Below are 2,498 nucleotides of genomic sequence, written 5' to 3' on the forward strand. Positions count from 1 at the left end.
AGTCCCCTGGGGGGGAACCAGCCCCCCCTCTATTCCAAATCTATTTCAGAGATACCCTATCTATCTTACATTACACAAAATTCTTGACGGTACCACTTTGGTTTATGGAAGAGTTTTGAGAACCAAAGTGCATTTCTTATTAATGGGGGTATATTGTTCATGATTGATGTAAATGCACGAGTAGGGAATTACCTGATCGACGGATTTAAAGATGTGGAAATCGAAAAAAGTGGAAATCTGTGAAAAAATTCGGTGAGCCTCAGATTACCGTAGATTCGCAACTTTTGCATCAACTTTTTCTCGGTAACACCCAGGATGCGGGAGTAGCCAAGCTGCTGGAATCCGTACTGAACCAAGTGTTACAAGCCCAGGCAACGGAACAGTTGAGGGCAGAGCCCTACGAACGGACAGAAGAACGAAAAGGATATCGAAACGGTACGTATCCGCACCAATTGAGCACTCGGCACCTTTACGCTTCGCGTCCCCCGGATTCGCGGCAGGAAGTTCTCAGCAGAGCTGTTTGCCCGTTACCAACGCAACGAACAAGCTCTGGTCTAGACCTTGATGGAGATGGTCGCAGGCGGGGTGTCGACGCGAAAGGTAGCCCAGATTACGGAAGAATTATTCGGTACGGAGTTTTCGAAATCCACGGTGTCCGAACTGTGCAAGTGTCTCGAACCGGTTGAGACGGATTGGAACAACTGCCCGCTTCATGACCACCCATACCCGTTTGTCCTTATCGATGCGCCGGTTTTCAAAGTGCGCGAAGACGGCCGCGTACGGCCGAGAGGCGCTCTCATCGGGATCGGGGTCAACACCGACGGATATCGCAAGGTTGGGGGTTCATGCTTGGCGACAGCGAATCGGAAGCCAGTTGGGGTGAATTTTTCAGCTGGCTGAAAAGCCGCGGGCTTCGAGGCGTCGATCGGATTGTGTCAGATGACCACGGCGTGTTGGTGCGGGCCATCCGCAAACACTTCCAAAGCGACACCTGGCAGCGGTGCCAGACCCACTTCCTGCGCAATATTCTGGACGCCACGCCAAAAGCTCTGCAAGATGAAATACATAGCCGGGTACGGGCCATTTTCGACGCACCGGATCTGGATACGGCGCGGCTGCTCTTGAATCAGGTCTTTGAGGCATACGAAACGAAAGCGCCGAAAGCCATGACAATCCTGGAAGCCGGTTTTGAAGATACGACGGCGGTCCCGCTTTTGCCGGAAAAGTACCGCAGGCGTCTCCGCACAGCCAGCCCTTGCGCGCTTGAACGAGGAAATCCGCCGTCGGGAACGGGTGATTCGCATCTTTCCCAATCGGGAATCGGCCAAACGGCTGATTGGAGCATAACTCATGGAAATCGACGAAAAATGGGCCAACGGCAGAAAGTATTTGAAGTATTTGGATATGGACCGCTATCTGGAGTGGCGTAAATCCCAGGCCGTGAACAAAAACAACAAGAACATAAGTATCGGCTAAAAAGCGTCTGTCGCAGCCTCTCAAAGACGCGAAATGTTCCATCTTCCACTTCAAGCGGGCATTCTAACCGAGGGAAAATTTACACACAACTATGGACTTGATCGTGGATGAGCGTCGGATCCGAGAGCTATTTACCCTGTCTTTTATGGATCGAAAAGAAAATGCCTTTTTTCTCGGTCCACCGAGGATTGGAAAGACGCACCTGGCAAATTCGATTGGAAAGGAGGCGATCGTAAGAGGATATAAAACGTATTTTAATTACCGCCCATGATTTGGTCACCCAGTTAAGAAGGGCTGTCCAGGAAGGAAAGCTGGAAAAAAAGCTTTGTATGTTTGTGAATCTAACCGTTTTCATTATTGATGAAATGGGCTACTTAAAACTGGACCCGAACAGCGCTCATTACTTATTTCAGGTCATCGCCCGCCGGTAAGAACATGCCACGATTATCCTCACCTCCAACAAAAGCTTTGGGGAATGGAGAGAAATCGTGAGATTCGGTTCTTGCGACAGCGAAGTTAGACCGATTACTGCGTCATTCTATTATTTTCAATCTAAAGGGGAAAGCTATCGATTACGGGAAAAAAGGCTCCAACAAGAAAAGCAGAAGGATCAATGAGGTCCTTATGGGGAATTTTAAACCGGCGATTTTGGGGAATAAATAATCGGCCTTGACACTAATTACATCGTATTGAAAAGAGATCAATGACTATACACAAGTGATAAAACGAAATGTATATGGATTTAAGAACTTCGAACGGTTAAGGACCGGAATTGATTTATAAGGAAGGGTTCAAGCGGAGTAAGGTCAATTCCTTCATCACCGCAATATTATAGAAAGGATTCAAATTTTCTTGAAATAATTATTTTTATAAACAATAATGAACCCACTTGGAAAATATTTGTGCACTATCCCAATTTTGGAGGAAGTGTCAAGCGTCAGTGAAAATGTCATACTAACGCGTCAGTGAATATGTCACTGATATATTTACTTTGACCTCAGTTCATTCAAGCCGGTTTCAGT

1 protein-coding gene and 2 pseudogenes are annotated in these 2,498 nt (G+C 47.3%); all 3 read left to right on the forward strand.

Features of this window, described 5'->3' with window-relative positions; translation table 11 throughout:
* Nucleotides 1–239 precede the first annotated feature (239 nt).
* The 3 genes and pseudogenes from A3EQ_RS21215 to A3EQ_RS21220 all read left to right on the forward strand — a co-directional run bounded on the left by A3EQ_RS21215 (nucleotide 240) and on the right by A3EQ_RS21220 (nucleotide 2,093).
* Nucleotides 240–1,476: pseudogene (locus A3EQ_RS21215) on the forward strand (IS256 family transposase).
* A gap of 145 nt (nucleotides 1,477–1,621) precedes the next feature.
* Nucleotides 1,622–1,747, forward strand: a complete 126-nt coding sequence (locus tag A3EQ_RS23240; RefSeq protein WP_407637033.1) for an ATP-binding protein — start codon at nucleotides 1,622–1,624, stop codon at nucleotides 1,745–1,747.
* A gap of 1 nt (nucleotide 1,748) precedes the next feature.
* Nucleotides 1,749–2,093, forward strand: a pseudogene (locus A3EQ_RS21220) (ATP-binding protein).
* Nucleotides 2,094–2,498: the final 405 nt, after the last annotated feature.

The organism is Caldibacillus debilis DSM 16016 (assembly GCF_000383875.1).
Taxonomy (GTDB): Bacteria; Bacillota; Bacilli; order Bacillales; family Caldibacillaceae; genus Caldibacillus; species Caldibacillus debilis.